General features: G+C 67.2%; 16 protein-coding genes. 2 read left to right on the top strand and 14 right to left on the bottom strand.

The window, feature by feature from the left end; genetic code table 11:
- The coding region (eccD, locus tag NVU01S_RS26875; RefSeq protein ID WP_244896320.1) for a type VII secretion integral membrane protein EccD at positions 1-845 on the bottom strand (845 nt) is incomplete at its 3' end.
- A 301-nt stretch (positions 846-1,146) separates the two neighbouring features.
- Here eccD and eccA point away from each other — a divergent pair.
- Positions 1,147-2,982, top strand: coding sequence for a type VII secretion AAA-ATPase EccA (eccA, locus tag NVU01S_RS26870; RefSeq protein ID WP_043677323.1), 1,836 nt, complete (start codon positions 1,147-1,149; stop codon positions 2,980-2,982).
- Positions 2,983-2,998: 16 nt separating this feature from the next.
- Here the strand turns inward: eccA and eccB are convergent, their stop codons facing one another.
- Positions 2,999-4,513, bottom strand: coding sequence for a type VII secretion protein EccB (gene eccB / locus NVU01S_RS26865; protein ID WP_043677324.1), 1,515 nt, complete (start codon positions 4,511-4,513; stop codon positions 2,999-3,001).
- 104 nt (positions 4,514-4,617) lie between these two features.
- Between eccB and eccE the strand changes: the two genes are divergently transcribed.
- Positions 4,618-6,432 carry a type VII secretion protein EccE gene (gene eccE, locus NVU01S_RS26860; RefSeq protein WP_043677325.1) on the top strand — a complete coding sequence of 605 codons (1,815 nt, stop codon included), beginning with the start codon at positions 4,618-4,620 and terminating at the stop codon, positions 6,430-6,432.
- Between the two features lie 139 nt (positions 6,433-6,571).
- On the opposite strand, the gene NVU01S_RS26855 is transcribed toward eccE, so the two are convergent.
- The 12 genes from NVU01S_RS26855 to NVU01S_RS26800 form a co-directional block, all read right to left on the bottom strand.
- Positions 6,572-6,865, bottom strand: a complete 294-nt coding sequence (locus NVU01S_RS26855) for a WXG100 family type VII secretion target (RefSeq protein ID WP_014981756.1) — start codon at positions 6,863-6,865, stop codon at positions 6,572-6,574.
- 48 nt (positions 6,866-6,913) lie between these two features.
- On the bottom strand, positions 6,914-7,210 hold the full coding sequence (locus tag NVU01S_RS26850; protein ID WP_029893149.1) for a WXG100 family type VII secretion target: 297 nt from the start codon (positions 7,208-7,210) through the stop codon (positions 6,914-6,916).
- 89 nt (positions 7,211-7,299) lie between these two features.
- Positions 7,300-8,091 carry an ESX secretion-associated protein EspG gene (locus NVU01S_RS26845; RefSeq protein ID WP_043677326.1) on the bottom strand — a complete coding sequence of 264 codons (792 nt, stop codon included), beginning with the start codon at positions 8,089-8,091 and terminating at the stop codon, positions 7,300-7,302.
- Positions 8,088-9,074 carry a PPE domain-containing protein gene (locus NVU01S_RS26840; RefSeq protein ID WP_014981753.1) on the bottom strand — a complete coding sequence of 329 codons (987 nt, stop codon included), beginning with the start codon at positions 9,072-9,074 and terminating at the stop codon, positions 8,088-8,090. The genes NVU01S_RS26845 and NVU01S_RS26840 overlap by 4 nt, the downstream gene beginning before the upstream one ends.
- 31 nt (positions 9,075-9,105) lie before the next feature.
- Complete coding sequence (locus tag NVU01S_RS26835; RefSeq protein ID WP_014981752.1) at positions 9,106-9,441, bottom strand: PE domain-containing protein; 336 nt, start codon at positions 9,439-9,441, stop codon at positions 9,106-9,108.
- A 17-nt stretch (positions 9,442-9,458) separates the two neighbouring features.
- Complete coding sequence (locus NVU01S_RS26830) at positions 9,459-10,850, bottom strand: hypothetical protein (protein ID WP_052281052.1); 1,392 nt, start codon at positions 10,848-10,850, stop codon at positions 9,459-9,461.
- Positions 10,847-11,164, bottom strand: a complete 318-nt coding sequence (locus NVU01S_RS26825) for a type VII secretion target (protein ID WP_014981750.1) — start codon at positions 11,162-11,164, stop codon at positions 10,847-10,849. The genes NVU01S_RS26830 and NVU01S_RS26825 overlap by 4 nt, the downstream gene beginning before the upstream one ends.
- A gap of 98 nt (positions 11,165-11,262) precedes the next feature.
- Positions 11,263-11,562, bottom strand: coding sequence for a YbaB/EbfC family nucleoid-associated protein (locus NVU01S_RS26820; protein ID WP_014981749.1), 300 nt, complete (start codon positions 11,560-11,562; stop codon positions 11,263-11,265).
- Positions 11,563-11,588: 26 nt separating this feature from the next.
- On the bottom strand, positions 11,589-11,945 hold the full coding sequence (locus tag NVU01S_RS26815; protein WP_014981748.1) for a hypothetical protein: 357 nt from the start codon (positions 11,943-11,945) through the stop codon (positions 11,589-11,591).
- A gap of 57 nt (positions 11,946-12,002) precedes the next feature.
- Positions 12,003-12,788, bottom strand: a complete 786-nt coding sequence (locus tag NVU01S_RS26810) for an ESX secretion-associated protein EspG (protein ID WP_043677328.1) — start codon at positions 12,786-12,788, stop codon at positions 12,003-12,005.
- Positions 12,785-14,545, bottom strand: a complete 1,761-nt coding sequence (locus NVU01S_RS26805; protein WP_043677331.1) for a hypothetical protein — start codon at positions 14,543-14,545, stop codon at positions 12,785-12,787. Before NVU01S_RS26805 ends, NVU01S_RS26810 begins: the two co-directional genes overlap by 4 nt.
- 372 nt (positions 14,546-14,917) lie before the next feature.
- A complete protein-coding gene (locus NVU01S_RS26800; RefSeq protein WP_043677333.1) occupies positions 14,918-15,175 on the bottom strand; it encodes a hypothetical protein in 258 nt (85 codons plus the stop codon).
- Positions 15,176-15,179: the final 4 nt, after the last annotated feature.

Below are 15,179 nucleotides of genomic sequence, written 5' to 3'. Positions count from 1 at the left end.
GCGAGGCCCGCCGCGAGCCGCGGCACCATCGACAGCAGCGCGATCCCGACCACCACCAGACCGGCGGAGAGCTTCGGCAAGCCTGGATGCCAAACCAGATACACCGCCGCCGAACCGCCCGCGATCACGCTGACGGCGGCCGCGGCGGAGAACAGGGTGGCGCCCGTGCCGATGACCCGGTAGCCGAGCACCGCGGCCACCAGGGTCAGCGAGCAGCCGAGCAGCAGATGCGCACTCCCCAGCGCACCCGGCACGAACAGCGCGCCGCCACCGAACACCAGTAACAGCCCGTCCAACGACAGCCAGGTGGCGGTGATCGTGTCCAGATACCTGCGGGCGGCGAAGCCGGCCGCGACGAAGGCGCCGATGCCCGCGGCGGTCAGGATGAACGCGGGGGCGAGCGGATCGCCGTGCCCGCGCGCGTTCGCCAGCATCAGCAAGACGGTGAGCACGGTCAGCACCGAGGTGACCAGGCCGGTCCACCGTGCCGAGTTACCGGTCCAGCTGCGGAACTCCTCCGCGGTGAGCCGGGAGACCGCGTCGATCACGTCGTCGAAGAGCGCGGGGGCTTCCTTCGAGGTGACCGAGCGCAGCACGAGCAGTTCGCCGTCGTGCACGTCCGCGTCGTTGAGCGTGCGGCTCGGGGCGAAGGCCTCCTGGCCGACCCGGGCCAGCGTCCAGTGCTGGGCCTGCAGCGGCACCGAATCGTCCTCGGCGTCGATCTGCTCGGGATTACGGGATTCGATCAGGGCCACCAGGTCGCCGATGAATCCGGCGATCGGCACGGTCGCGGGCAGGCCGACGTCGAGCTGAGTATTACCGCCGATAACGGATACCCGACTCAATTCTGGCTCAGTAGCGCGTGCGCCACTGGTTGGTGTTTCGATCAACGACCCCGGACCCCCAGCCTCTCCACTGGCGATGGTTCACGCCCCAGCTGCACTGCGTGAATCCGTGCTGGGTGGAACGTCTTCTGAGTGAACGACTTCGACACCCTAAGACTCTCACCTAGACAACACTTGCGTTGCAACCTCCCGGCAGCTGAACCTAATGTAACGGACAGACCAGGCACTGCGCGATCGGTAGTCTGGAGTCCACAAGAACTCATCCCATCACTACGAACGAAGACTTCGGGGTCAGACAGCCATGACCGGCAATCGCCAAGCACAACGAGCCTTCGACGCCGGAATTCTGTCACTCGGACTGTCCATCGAAGGACAGGAATCCGCGCGCGATCTCGAATACGCGAAGCTCGCTTTTCAGCGGGCCACCGAGTGGGACCCCACCATGTGCGACGCCTGGCTCGGTCGCGCGGCCGCGGGTGAGCTCACCAAGGACGTCTTGTTCAACATGCACCGGACCAGCACCAGCACGCTGTACCGGGAGCAGCGCAGGCTCGGCCTGCAGTCCCGGGAGCTCGCCGGCCGCTTCCTGCCCGGCCTCTATATCGACTACCCGCTGTCGAGCTACACCGAGATCTGGCTGGCCTGGGCCGCGCAACTCATCGCGGACAAGGAGTACGACGAGGCCGAGCGCGTGCTCAACGACCTCGACGCGCACCGCAAGTCGCAGCTCAGCGATCCGGACCGGGAGATCGACAACCGCATCTGCGCCTACGTGCGCGGCGTGCTGCACTACAACACCCAGCGCTGGCCCGATGTGATGGCGGTGCTGGCCGGTTCGGCCGAGTGGGACGATCCGTATCTCGCCGCGGGCGCGCACGTCATGGTCGGCACCGCCTGCGCCCAGCTCGGGCTGTTCGGTGAGGCCATCCGCCGGATGGAACAGGCCGAGGCGGGCCCGATCCCGGCCGCCCGATCGACCGCCATGTTCTGCCGCGGCCTGTGCCTGCGCGAATCCGGCAACGAGGAGATCGCGCAGGGCCTGTTCGAGAAGGTGTACTCGCAGGCCCCGGATTTCGACGCGAACGCCGCCGCCATGCGCGACCGCACCTACCGGATCAGCATCACCTCCCGCGAGACGATCGACGCCCGCACCGACAAGTGGGATCCGAACTCGGCGCCGTCGATGAAGCAGATGGAGCAGGCCGAGACCGAGGACCGCGCCAAGAAGATCCTGGCCGAGGCCCGCGCGGAGCTGGACTCCCAGATCGGCCTGTCCTCGGTGAAGACCCAGGTGGCCAAGCTGCAGTCGAGCGCGCAGATGGCGAAGATCCGCGCGGAGAAGGGTTTGGCCGCCGGCGCCCGTGGTCAGCACCTGGCCTTCACCGGCCCGCCCGGTACCGGTAAGACCACCATCGCCCGCGTGGTCGCCAAGATCTATTGCGGCGTAGGCATTTTGAAGACCGACAAGGTGGTCGAGGCCAAGCGCGTCGACTTCGTCAGCCAGAACCTCGGTGGCACCGCGCTCAAGACGGAGGCGCTGATCGACAGCGCGATGGACGGCGTGCTGTTCATCGACGAGGCCTACACGCTGATCCAGACCGGTCTGCAGGGCGGCGACTCGTTCGGCCGCGAAGCCGTGGACACGCTGCTGGCCCGGATGGAGAACGACCGCGATCGGCTGGTCGTGATCATCGCCGGGTACGACGGCGAGATCGATCGCCTGCTGGCCGCCAACGATGGCCTGGCGTCCCGCTTTTCCAAGCGCGTGCAGTTCCCGTCCTACACGCCGGAGGAACTCGGCGAGATCGGCAAGGTCATCGCGCACAAGCGCGACTCGGAGCTGTCCGACGAAGCGCTCGAACTGCTCGTGATCGCCTGCACCAAGCTCTACTCGCTGCAGAGCACCGACCAGAGCGGCCAGCCACGCCGCGGCGTCGATCTGGCGGGCAACGGCCGGTTCATCCGCAACGTCGTCGAGGCCGCCGAGGAGGAGCGCGAGTTCCGGTTGGCCAACGACGAGTCACTGGACCTGGCCAATATCGACGAGTCGATGCTGATGCGCATCGAGGCCCCGGATATGCACACCGCGCTGTCGGGCATCATCGCGTCGCTGAACGTCAAGGGCTTCAACGACTGACCCCCCGGCCGCCGGATTACCCCGGCGGTTCCAGGGGGAGCTGGTCGCGGGCGGTGAGCGCTTCCTTCTGGGACAAAGTCGCGCCCGGCACCATCTGGCCGATGATCGGCCACGGCGCGAGGCGTGGCGTATTCCCGAGGCCGAGCACCTGCGCGGTCGCCATATCGGGGATGCCGTAGCGCACACCGTTATCGGCGACGTAGAACAGGCTGCCGCGGCGCGGGCTGCCCGGTCCCATCCCGGTCACCTGGACGAATTCACCGGTGCCCGGCGGGACGTATACCGCGTCCACATGGTCGCCGGTCCCGTCCGCGGTGGCCAGCGTGACGGTCTTGGCGGATTCCGCGATCGGCACGCGGACACCGGCGAGCAGCGTGATCGCCGCGCGTTCGTTCGGGCCGTCGCCCGCGTCCACCTTGCGGTTGGCCGGGGCCGTGCCCGGCGTCTTGGTCCACGCAACGCAGGTGACCGGAGCGTCCTCCGCGTTCAGGATCTTCGGCGGTTCCACCGGAAAGTCGTTGACCGGCAACGAATGCAGAATCGGCAGCCGGTCCAGCACGTCCGGCGGCATGGTCGGAATATCGCTCATCCCGTGCGAGTCGGCGAACCGGATCAGCTGCGCGGTGAACGGGCTCACGGGCTGCAGGCCCTCGGCGAGCACCACATACAGGCCAGGTTTGCCGTCGCCGACGTCACTGACCGAAATGACGCCGCCCACCGGAACTTTCGACAGCGGGCCCGGTCCGGGCTGCCCCGCCTGCGGAATCTGCGGCGCCGTGATCGCGGGGACTTCCGTTGTCGCGCCGAGCATTCCGGTGCCGATCGGGCGGGCCCGGTGCGCCGACAGGTTCAGCGCGCGCACCAGCACCGAGTTGTTGGGGTCGATTTCGGCCCGCTTGCCGTCATAGACCAGGTAGGTCTTGTCGCTGCGCTTCACCAGCAGCGCCTGGTCCGCACCGACCGTGCGGATCCGATCGCCGAGCTCCGGCTTGCCCGCGATGATCGTCGTGGTGCCGCCAGTGGCCGAGGCGGCGCTGCCGCCCTGCGACAGTGCGATCGTCTCGCAGAGCGTCCACGCCGACCGCGAGCCCTGCGACGACCCGGGCAGCGCGGCCGGTGCGCCGGGGATGCCGACCATCGGGCCGCGGGGCATGTCGTTGAGCTTGCTGTCCTTGACGCCGTGCGGCTCGGCGTTGCTGCCCGTGATCAACCGAGCCGAGGCCAGGTTGAGCACCGGGTGCAGCGTCTTGCTGCCGTCCTCGGCCTGCACCACGACGTACAGTGCGCCGCTCTGCTTGCCCGAGACGATCAGGTTGTCGCCGATCGCGCCCTGGGGGCGCAGGAAGCCAAGGATCGCCGCACCGGCGATGATGAGGATGCCGAGCACCAAACCGACCCACAGCGAGCGCACCTGGGACCGCATGGGGTCGTGCAGCATCCGCACGTCGCGCCGCACCAGCGCGTGATCGAGTCGGCGCAACAGGAATCGATACCCGTTGACCTGGGCTCGGGTGGTCAACTGTGCCGGCACAAGGTCTCCATCGAACTGTCGAGAACCATCTTCATCGACACGGTACCGTAATTCCAGGACGGCCCTGAACCGATGAATTCATGGCTGGCGGAGTATCCGCACGGGTGGCAGACAGGGACTACGCGGTGACGACGAGTGTGAACGAGACCAGGCCCGATGGGGCGACCGAGCAGGAGGGCGATGCGGCGGCAGCGCCCGGTCGCACGTCGACCTATGACACCCTGCGCGATCCCGAATTCTGGCTCTTCCGTGTCTATCCCTTGCGGGTGGTGGTGCCCATGGTGGTGCTCGCCGCGGCAGCGGCCTGGGGCGTCCTCGCCACCAGCGAGAACCTGTGGGGCGCGCTCGGTACCGGGGTCGGCATCGCGCTGATCGGCCTGGTCCCGATCCGCGGCCGCACCCTGGCGGGCATGATCGGCGGCGCGCTGGCCCGCCGGCGCAGCGGTCTGCGGCCCGCGGACCAGCTCACCCAGGCGCCGGCCTTCGACGTGCCGTTCAGCGAGGGCGGCGGTTACGGCGTGCGCTGGGACGGCGAACTGCTGCTCACCATGCTGCGCATCGACCCGCCGCCGGACACGATGACGCTGCTGCGCCGCGGTTCGCTCAGCACCGACCAGTTGCTGCCGCTCACCGAAATCGCCCGCTGCTTGGACCAATTCGACCTCACGCTGGCCAGCGTGGACATCGTGAGCACGGGGGCGCGCACGGCGGGCACCGGCATCATCTCGCACCTCTACGACCGCATCCTCGGCCCGCTGCCCGCCATCGCGCACCGCACCCTCTGGCTGGTGCTGCGGCTGGACCCGCTGGCCAACGCCGAAGCGGTGGACAAGCGCGGTGGCGGCGGCACCGGCGCGTTGCGCACCGCGATGATCGCCACCCGCCGGGTGGCCAACCGGCTCGCCGCGCACGACATCGCCACCTCGGTGCTCACCGCCACCGAGATGAACACCGCGGTCCGGGAACTCACCCACGGCTTCGAGGTCGATCAGCTCACCGAATCGCCGAGATCGCTGGAGTACCAAGGCCGCTACCTCACCCAGTACCAGATCGGCGCGGACATGATCGCCCCGTCCGGCCTCGCCGATATCTGGACGGTACAGAGCCTGTCCACCACGGTGACGCTGCGGCTGCGCCCCGGCGCGAACCGGCACGACACGCGGGCCGATCACCTGGGCACGGTCGTGCTCAACGCCGTCGTCCGGTTCGACACCACCTTCGAACCCGACGAGCCGCCGCTACCCGGCCTGCGTGAGCTGCCGGGCAATCAGATGCGAATCCTGTTGGACACCTTGCCTATCGGCACCACCGGCCGCTGGGGCTCCGATACCGGCTACCGCGGCACCATCGCCGCGCTCACCGATATCGCGGTACCGACGGCGGGCTGCGGGCAGTTGATCGGCGCCGACGAACTCGGCCAGGGCATCGCGGTGCCGCTGGTCGGCGAGGGCACCCGGCACCTGGAGGTCGTCGGCAATCTCGACCTGGCCCAGCAGGTGATCCTGCGCGCCACCGCGCTCGGCGCGCACGCCATCGTGCACACCGCCCGGCCGGACGCGTGGCACACGATGGTGACCAATCTCGATGCGCCGCACGTCATCTCGATCGCGCCGCGCTCCGCGGGCGCCAGCTATCACGCGCCCGCCGCGCCACCGCTGCCCGCCGCGCCCTACCCGAGCACGACCGTGGTGGTCTTCGACGGCATCGCGCCCACCGCGCACGCGGGCGGTGCCACGATCGTGCACGTACGGACGCCGGACGAGCCGCCCGCACCGATCGACGCGGACGTCACGCTGCTCCAGGATCCGCTCGCGCCCAACCGGATCACCGTGCGCACCGCCACCGCGAGCGCGACCGTGTTCATGGTGACGACGCCGGACGAGATGCACTACATCGGCGAATCGCTGGCCGCGCGCTGAGTCGCGCCGGACCCAGCTGACGCACACCCGGCCTGCCCGCACGAAAGCCCGGGCGGGCTGTTTCGCGCTCGCCGCCGCGAAAACCGAAACGGCCGACCGGAACTCGCAGGTTCCGGCCGGCCGTCAGGTAGCCGTCATGTCAGAATGCGGCGAAACCGTCGCCGACCTTGCCGTCGGCCTCGAGCGCGCGCTGCAGCGCGTTCTCGACCTGAGCACCGAGGGCATCCAGCTTCTGCAGGGTGTCCTCCAGACCCGTGGTGAGGTTCTTGTGCGCCGCGTCGAAGCCCTGCGACGCGTTCTCACCGGTCAGGTTGTCGTGGAACGCCTTGGCGGCGTCGTTGAGCGAGTCGATCTCGCCCTTCATCTTGCCGCCGTGGTTCTGCAGGTCGCTGTACAGCTCGTTCATGGCTGCGGGATCGTAAAGGATGGTCATTCTTTATTCCTTAGAACGATGGGGTTCCGATAAAGGATGGACAGACCGTCAGGCCTGGTCCATGGCCTGCAGGGTCTTCTTGCCGCCGTCGACGGCCTGCGAGAACTGGTCGAGCCGCTTGTTCAGGTCCTCGGCTTCGTCGTGCCAGTCACGGGCGACCTGAACGAACTTGTCGGACGCATCGCCCTTCCAGCCCTTCAGCACGTCCTGCGCGGCCTGATCGATTTCCTTGACCGAAGTCCGCAGGTTGTTGATCGCGGTCTCCAGGTCACCGACGACCTTGTCGACGCCACCGGCCTCGACACCAACAGCCTTGCCCGAGCCACCGAGAGAGGTGAGAGACATTTCTTTGACCTTTCGTCATTTTTGTTGATCGCTGTCCCATACGAGCGATCTCGTTGCAATACGAGACAACCGAAGTTGCACCCCGAGAACTACTGAGGCAGCCACCTCCCCCCGGGTAACCCCTCGATCAACGTGGCGACTGCTTGCGCAACCCGATGATCGGTACCCGGTGTGACCGTGGACCAGACCTGCTGATCCGGAGAAACCATCGGCGCCGCGACGATTCGCCCGCGAGCGGTGTCGTACACGGCGACGGCGCCGGGCGCCCTGGTGGTCACACCATCCTCATGGGCGCACGCCACGATCTCGGCGTAGGCGTGCGTCGCACCGAAGGTCAGCCCCAAAGTGGTGGCGTCGCGATCGGTGGCACCCAAGGCATAGAGAGCGTCGGTGAGCTCGCTGGACGTCGCGGCTCCATCGAGCCGTTCGGCCAGCTCCGCTGCGGGGACGCTGAAATTGGGGATCTCGGCGGGCGGGCACGCGTCCATGGCCGCGAGCACCGGCCGCACCAGATCGGCGGCCGAGCCGTCGGTCCACACCGGGCGCACGTCGAAGTCGTCGCCCGAGCGCACCGCGACGGCATGCATGTGCGCGCGACGCACCACACAGACTCGGCGCGAACCGTTTCCGGTGTAGATGCGGGCCGCCAGCTCCTGCTCCGGGTGGGCCAGGGTGAACAGCACGTCGGCCAGCTCCGGGTCCACCTCGCCGTGCGCGTCGATCAGGCCGCCGTCGATCAGCGAGGCCACCGCCGACTCCTGCGCGCGCTGCCACTCCTCGAACGAATCCTGTTGCGGCCCTACGGCCAGCGCCAGCGGCAGGGTCTGCACTCCGGCTCGGTCCGCGACCGCGAGCAACGCGTCGTTGGTCAGCACGGTCACGGCGCACCGCCGGTTTCGGTCCGAGTCTCGGTGGGCGCCTTGGCCACTGCCTCGGTGCCGCCGAGTACGGCTGGAGCGGCCTGGATTTCGCCCTCCAACCCGATCTGATCGGCCTCACCCGCCAGGCTGGCGCGCGGGAACCGAGCCGAATCCTGGGCTCCGCCCGCGGCGCCCATCGCGCCGGGCGCGATCGGCGCGGACTGTCCGGTGGCGGCCGTCGTACCCACCTGTGTGCTGCGCGCCACCGGCTCGGCGGCGGTGGTCGATTGCGAGAACACCGGCGCGCGATAGGCGGACAGCGCACGCGGCGGCAACGCGGGAATGCCGATCGAACCCACCCGCACGCCTGGGAAACCCGGCATCGCCTTCGGTGCCGCGGCCGCGGCGGCGGCCGCGGACTGCTCCGCGACCAACGCCTGCTCGGGCGCGATCTTCGGCGGTTCCTGATGCTGCCACGGCGTCGCCAGCGGCTCGGCCGCCGATTCGTAGCTGCGCATCACCCGCGACGCAACGGCTTTCGCCACATCCGCGTCCGCGTCGGTATCCGCGGCGACGGCTCGGATCGGTGCGCCGAGCATGGCGCCCACGCTCTCCACCGCCTGCTGCACCTGCTTGATCTGCTCGATCTCCGCGGTGTTCGGCATGGCCAGCCTGGCCACCTCGTACGCGGTGACCTGCGCCTGCAGCCGCGCGGCATTCGAACTCGCCGTCGCCGCCGCATCGACCAGCCATTGGCGCAGCGTGGTCACCTTCTCCATGACCTCGTTGCTGCGCCCGGACTGCCAGGCACCGCGCAGCGACGCCAGAACCTGCTCGTATTCGAGCACCGCCGCGCCGAAAACCGTGGCGAGCCGCGCCCATTCGGCGGCTGCCTCGGCCATCGGCAAGGAACCCGGCCCCATGGTGAGGTCTTGCGCGAGCCGCTCCGGCGGCCGCGCTTCCCACACCACGCCGGTGAACCCTGGCTTCGGTGGTTCGATCATCGCTGCGCTGTGCCCTTCCATGGACCGTGCCTCAGACGGCCCGGCCGCCCGCGGCGTCGAAGTCCGCGACGCTGTCGGTTTCGATCTGCGCGAACTCGTTCGTGTGCATCCGCAACGTGGCCGCCAGCTTGCGCATCTCGTGCACGCTGGCCTGGGCGCTCGCCAGGTACGAGGTGGCGACCTCGTTCCCGGTCTGCGCCGCCCGGCCGGAGACTTCGTCGGCGCCTGCGGGCTGAATCCGCAAGGCCTCCTCCGCCGCCTGCAGATCCGCGGTCAGCCGATCGGCCAGCACATCGAGTCCGTTCGATGCCTTCCCCGCCGCGACAGCGTCGAATTGAACGCTCGCGAACGCGTCTTCACCACTCATGAGACCCTCCTCAAGATTCAGAGCGTGAGTTCTTTATCCGGCGGCGGTTCCGACGTGGTGTCGGCCGCGCCGACCACCGGCAGCGAGACCCCCTCGATCCGGCCGACCACTTCGTCGCCGTGCTGGCTCGTCACCATCTGCCCGCGCAATGCGTCGGTAGACGATTCGCCGTCCCTGGCCATGCCCGCCGCGCCCATCGCACCGGCGCCGCCCATCGGCATCATGCCGCTGCCGGTACCGGTCGAGCCCGACATCGCCGCTGCCGCAGCCGGACTCGCGCCGACACTGCCCAGCCCGGTGAGCGCGCCCACCGAACCGCTCGCGACCCTGGTGCCCTGCCACGGATTCAGCGGCTGCGCCGGAGCGGCCGCCGCGCCGGGACCGGGGCCGTACGCGCCCACGCCCGGACCGGCACCGCGCGAGGCCTCCGCCTTGGCCTTCTCCTCGTCGGAAAGTTCGCTGGCCACATGGGCCTTCGAATCGATGGCCGATTTGGGCGCGCTGAGCGACGAACTCGCCTGCGCGAGCTGGCCGAGCGACTGCGCCGCCGTGCTCGCGGTGCTGATCAGCGGCGTCACCAAGCTCATCAGCTGGCTGAGCTGGTCGGCGCCGCCCGCACCCGCAACGCCCTTGGGCGCGTTGGTGATCGGGACCTTGGTACCCGCCTTGGTCATGGTGCCGCTGTGGCCGAGCAGTTCGCCCTTGGTCTTGACGGTGATGCCGAGCGCCTCGGCCATCGCCTCGACCGCCGACGCCGCCAAGAACACCTGTCCCGCGGGCGTGGCCGCGTACAGGGGTGCCAGCGCGAGGGTCGTGGAGAACTTCGCCACCACCGCGGACATCAGGCCCGCGCCGGTGAAGACGCTGCCCGCCGCCTCGCCGAGGACGAGCTTCTCCTCGCCGCTCTGTGCCTGCAGTTTGCCCGCATCCGCTTGCGCCTCACCGGCTTTCTTCGCGGCCTCCATCGCCGCCAGGCCCTGCCAGACCGACATCGCCGTCTGGATCGCCGAGGTGCCGACCTGCATCACCGTCTGCATCACCGTGGAGATGCCGGACAGCAGCTGGGTCGGGTCGGGCGCGGGGGCCGGTGCGGCCGCGTTCTGCGTACCGTCCGCGTTGGCCGGGGCCGGGGCGGGCGCGGCCGCGGGCAACTGCCCGCTGCCGAACGCCGACGCCAGATCGGTCAGCGGCCGCATCAGCGCCGTCAGATCGAGCGGCGGCAGCGGCGGCATCTCCGGCATCTGGATGTGCGCGGGCATCTCGGGCAGGTTCGGCAGGCCCAAGTTGTGCAGGATGTCGTTCACCGGCTGGTCGAGCATCGGGGCAAGAACACTGCCGCGCAACAGATCCAGCACGGTGGGATCCAGTGGCTCCGCCCCCGGCGGTGGGATGGCCCCGGGATTGGTCATGACTTCGAGTTGACCGATCCGATGGCCGCACCGGACGCACTGTCGGTGACCTCGTATGTGCTCGCGGCCTGATGCGCGGTCAGCGCCGTACCCGCGTGCACCGCGGCGAGTTCGGCCACCGAGGAGAGATGATTCGCCTGCGCGAACGCGAACGAGGCGAGGAATTCCTGACCGATCAGGCCGAACACCGGCACCACGGTCGCGATGGTGGCGGCTTGGTCGACCGCACCCGCCGTCGCGACGCCGGCCGCCATCGCGGCCGAGGCGGAACCATAGGCCCGAACCGCATCCGGAACAACTTCAATGTGATTCATGACTGTGCGTCCAATCCCGAAACACCCCTCGATGCTTCGTGCAAAACCTTACCTACCGGAACGTAATTCGCTGATAACTGCGGGCTCATCCGGGCCGCTCACCTCGTGCTTTCCTCGTTATAAGCGGTAACCAGCCCGGCCCGCTCGGCGAAGGCCCGATACGCCGCCGCCTGCGCGGTGTCGACCAGTGTCTTCTCGAAATCCGCGGGCGTCAGTTTGGCGATCGCGCCGGACAGCTCCAGCCCGACCAGCGCGCCGTTGCCGTCCACCGATGCCGTGACCGCGCCGTCGGGCGAGGTTTCGGTGACCAGGATCGCGGCGGTCGCGTCGTTGAGATCACGCAGCCGGTACATCTGCTGCTGCACCCGAGCGATCAGCTCGTCCATTGTGTCGACCATGAGGTCCTCCCGAATCCTCTCCCCGCTCAGACCGATCGAAGCCAGCTCTGCGGCTCGGTCTCGTATTCCTGCTCTTCGATGATCTCCTGCCGCGCGACTTCCTGCTCGGTGGGCAGACCGGTCATCGCCAACATCTCGGACGTGAAACCCGCTTCCTTCAGCTGGTTCCGCCGAGCCAGGCCGGCCCGGTTCGCCGACTGTTTGCACAACCGCAATATCTCCGCCGCCAAGGCTTCCGGCGCGCGCCGCAATTGATCTTGATCGAGCTTGATACCCAGCGGAAGGCCCTGTTCGGTGGTGCGCACGGCCAGCGACCCGGTCAGCGACGTCACGACGAATTCCGTCGGAAACTCCTGCCCCGTTTCGTCTTTAGGTGCCGTCATATCCACCCCTCTCCAGACATGGGATCAATAACAGCGTCTCACGCACGTCAACCCCCTTTATGCTCGTTCGTCTTTGATGACCCGAACCACCTCGGCGACCCTGCTGTTGATCATCTGCACGAACCGCTTACCGTCGGCCGCAACCGCCACCGGCGGGGATTCCTCGGTGATCACATAACGACCGTCATCTTCGATGTCGCGCCACTGGAGTTGATGGCGGGTGACACCACGGGGGCCGAATCGCGAACGGCCCTGCCGGACATCGACCGTGCCCCGATACTCGATCGGCGCAGCCAGAAACTTCTCGGACCGCCGCTGCACAGGATCCGAAAAGGAATCTCGCACAACAGAACTGGCGAATGAGTAGTCCAGCTCCTCCGCCCGATCCTCCGCGGGCAGGAGGTAATCGGCTTCACGGCCTGCAGGCACCTCAGGAAGTGCCGCTACCACCTTGTCCGCCAATCGCACCGCGTCACATTCGGCAATGGTGTATCCGCCACTGTGCCAATACGTTTCCCCGGGTTTCTGTGTCACGATGTAACCCATATCGGCGCGGCGAACGGCCAATACCCGCACCAGTGTTTCCACTTTGTTTTCGTCGCGACCGTCATATCCGTTGACCGCGATCGAGATCTCCGGCGAGCACAGCGTCTCCAATACCTCGCCCATGAACTCCGGGTACGTAGCCTCCACATGATTCACGGCCCGCCGCATTTCGTAGTCGAGTTCACTACGAGTACGCGCCCGTGTCGTGCAGACCAATGGCCATGGCAACCAGGTCGTCGTCGCCCGTTCCCAGACGGCGAAGAGTTCGAGATCGGTGAGTGTCCAGGTGCGGTTCATTGCTCTACAACAGGTTTGACCACCACGGGCGCATCACCGATCGCGTCTTCCAGGTGCTCGGTGGAATCGAGGTAGTCGGCTCGCTTGTGCTCCTTCTGCTGGCCGGCAGCGCCGGGGCCCGGGCCGGGGCCCATACCCATGCCGCTGGCGGCAAGACCCGCACGGGACGCCGACGCAGTGCCGGTGGTCGTCGCCTCGGCACGCGGGAACAGTTTGGACGCCTTGTCCAGGCTCTGATTCATGTTGAGCCCCTTGGGCGCGCCACCGGGACCACCAGCGCCCCCAGCGCCCTTCCCGGCGGTGCCCATCGCCTTTTTCGCCTGCTCCTCCAGGTCCTTGAGGCTGGGGAGTCCGGGCAGGCCCGCCAGGCTCGCCTGCTGCGCGGCCTGCTGTGCCGCACTGGCCAGTTGCTGGCCGAGCTGCTGTCCGGCCTGGGCGACCTGCTGCGCGATCTGCGATGCCTGCTGCGCGGCTTGCTGGGCTGCCTGCTGCTGTGCTCGCTGTTGCTCCTGCCGCTGCTGCTCTTGAGCACGCTGCTGTTGCTCTTGGCGCGCACGGGCCATCTGCTCTTCCAGCGCCTTGCGCTGCTGTTCAGCCTGCTCTTGAAGGCGCCGCTGCTGGTCCTGCTGCTGCTTTTGGTTGAGCCCCGGGTTAGCGGTACCGGGTGGGCCGGGCGGTCCGGGAGGGCCGGGCGGCCCCGGCTCGTAGGTCTGTTGCTTGGGACCTTCAGGAAGTGGCAAGGGCGGGAAGGCCGTAGACGTCGTCTCCATACCCGGCTCGTACCAGGCTTTGAAGGTATCCCGGGCCAGTCCGAGCTCGATATTCTGATTTTCTTTCGACAGCGTATTGGCGGGAGACTCGGGCATGTTCACCTGAGTGGTCTTGCCCCAGTTGTACGCGTCCATCAGATTACTGCTCATGGTGTACATGGCCTGTACCAGCGCCGATCCGGTGCCGGTATATATTCCGACAGCCTTCTTCGCACTGTTGGCACCGTAGCCCGTCCACTCCTCCGAATCCACGAGGTTGGAGATGTCCCTCTTGAAATCGGAGAAACCTCGATCCAGCTGGACCGCCATTCGATGCCAGTCCGAAGCCAAGTCCTGAACGTAGTCGATGCCCTGCAATGTCGTGTACAGCTTGTGCAAGTCCTCGAACCCAAGGGTGGAAGCGGGTTCGGCGTCGATTGCCGCCCCCTTGTCCGTGACCTTCAGGCCAGAGGGTAAACCTTCATACTTACCGATCTGCCAGTTACCCTTGTCATCCCGCTTGGACTTTTCATATTTGTCCTTCGCCGCGGGAAGTTTGTTGTCGTACCAGTGATCCGGATCAGCGATTTCTCCGTTGTAGTGCTGCTCGGCATGCTCGATGCCTTCATCGGGGTGCCGACTGTTCTGCAACGTGGTGAGATCAGCCTTCGAATCCCCGTCCGCGTTCTTGTATTTATTACCCGCTATAAGAAATGACTGAGCCATATCGGTCAGAATCTTCTTGTGCGCGTCGATGACCTCTTCGCGAAACCTCGTGCCGATTTTGTAGACTTCCCTGGTCATCTCTTGACCCGAGCCCAGATGACCGAAAAGCTGATAAGACGTCGGCAGTTTCTGATCCGATAGTTCGTCTGCTCGACCCACCACCAGGTCGATGATGTCGAGCATGTCGGCGCAATAGGTCGCCGCCTTGGTCGCGACGTCGTGATTCAGTTTGAGCGCACCGGGCCTCTTGAAGCCCTTCCAGTCGTCCTTCGGCTCACCCATCGATCATGCTCCTAGCAGCTCGAAGTTCCGAGTACGGGTACAGCAGCACTGCCCGGCAGCAGCAAGCTCCCTACCTGTCCTCGGCATCGAACGACGCGCATGCGCTGGATCCCTCATCCGCTACTGGCCCTCCTCGCAGCTGCGATGCTGACGCTGTGTGCGCACGTCGGCCTCGCAGCCAGTTACTACAGCGTCCCAATCCTATGGGTACTAGTGCCTGACTCGCACGTACAGACCCGAATCTTGGTGGCACATACACATCGTGTCCGAGGCATCTGGCCAACCCTCAGAAATAACGCAGGTAAGCCTCCCGAAAAGCGTCGTGCAGCAACTCGCTGGTCACCCTACCGTTGCTGGTGCTGTGCTCGCGCACTACTCGAAGGCGCGGTTGATGGCGGCTTGGCGGGCGGCGGCGTTGGCGCCGTCCAGTTGGCCGGCGAAGGCAGCGTGGGCGGCGGCGATCAGGCGGTCGGGGATGTTCGGGTAGGCCTCGGCGATCTCCCACAGGGCGTTCGCGGTGCGCAGATCCAGGCCGTTGTCGGTGGGCACACCGGCGCCGCCGCGGACCGCGGTCAGCGCCTCGTCGAAGAACAGCCGTAGTTCGTCCTGGCTCGGGTGGTCCGAGAGCATGATT

The organism is Nocardia vulneris (assembly GCF_001613425.1).
In the GTDB taxonomy this organism is placed as follows: Bacteria; Actinomycetota; Actinomycetes; order Mycobacteriales; family Mycobacteriaceae; genus Nocardia; species Nocardia vulneris.
Note: the sequence above shows the minus strand (reverse complement) of the source record. Positions and strands in the feature narration are given on the sequence as shown.

Coding starts and splice junctions, on each gene's coding strand:
- NVU01S_RS26815 (WP_014981748.1), bottom strand. CDS start 11,945: ATGACGGCACCTAAAGACGAAACGGGGCAGGAGTTTCCGACGGAATTC.
- NVU01S_RS26800 (WP_043677333.1), bottom strand. CDS start 15,175: ATGCTCTCGGACCACCCGAGCCAGGACGAACTACGGCTGTTCTTCGAC.
- NVU01S_RS26835 (WP_014981752.1), bottom strand. CDS start 9,441: ATGAGTGGTGAAGACGCGTTCGCGAGCGTTCAATTCGACGCTGTCGCG.
- NVU01S_RS26820 (WP_014981749.1), bottom strand. CDS start 11,562: ATGGTCGACACAATGGACGAGCTGATCGCTCGGGTGCAGCAGCAGATG.
- eccA (WP_043677323.1), top strand. CDS start 1,147: ATGACCGGCAATCGCCAAGCACAACGAGCCTTCGACGCCGGAATTCTG.
- NVU01S_RS26810 (WP_043677328.1), bottom strand. CDS start 12,788: ATGAACCGCACCTGGACACTCACCGATCTCGAACTCTTCGCCGTCTGG.
- NVU01S_RS26855 (WP_014981756.1), bottom strand. CDS start 6,865: ATGACCATCCTTTACGATCCCGCAGCCATGAACGAGCTGTACAGCGAC.
- NVU01S_RS26840 (WP_014981753.1), bottom strand. CDS start 9,074: ATGATCGAACCACCGAAGCCAGGGTTCACCGGCGTGGTGTGGGAAGCG.
- NVU01S_RS26825 (WP_014981750.1), bottom strand. CDS start 11,164: ATGAATCACATTGAAGTTGTTCCGGATGCGGTTCGGGCCTATGGTTCC.
- NVU01S_RS26850 (WP_029893149.1), bottom strand. CDS start 7,210: ATGTCTCTCACCTCTCTCGGTGGCTCGGGCAAGGCTGTTGGTGTCGAG.
- NVU01S_RS26830 (WP_052281052.1), bottom strand. CDS start 10,850: ATGACCAATCCCGGGGCCATCCCACCGCCGGGGGCGGAGCCACTGGAT.
- NVU01S_RS26805 (WP_043677331.1), bottom strand. CDS start 14,545: ATGGGTGAGCCGAAGGACGACTGGAAGGGCTTCAAGAGGCCCGGTGCG.